Origin of the sequence: Mesorhizobium waimense (genome assembly GCF_003601975.1) — a bacterium.
Lineage (GTDB): Bacteria > Pseudomonadota > Alphaproteobacteria > Rhizobiales > Rhizobiaceae > Mesorhizobium > Mesorhizobium waimense.
Genome location: NZ_QZWZ01000276.1, coordinates 1 through 253 on the forward strand (window position 1 = coordinate 1; position 253 = coordinate 253).

General features: G+C 59.3%; 1 pseudogene. It reads left to right on the top strand.

Annotated features, from left to right (window positions below):
- Positions 1-128: 128 nt before the first annotated feature.
- Positions 129-253, top strand: a pseudogene (locus D3227_RS40995) (IS630 family transposase); the annotation flags it as partial.

The window sequence follows — 253 nt, forward strand, 5'->3', positions numbered from 1 at the left end:
CGACCGACAAGCCTCACCCGCAGTTTCTGCTCATCTTCTTCCATCACTTGGTGTCCACCTATTTTGGTGGACACCTCATGCATCAGAGCGCTCAACAGCAAAAGGTGCGGGGAAATTCGCGCTTACGGCAGGAGCGCTTCATGAACGAAGGCGTCGACGGTCTGCTGCGCGACAAGACGCGGCCACCGGGCATTGCACCGCTTCAGTCTGTGCTGGTCGACAAGGTGGTGGCGCTGACGCTCGATCCGCCAGA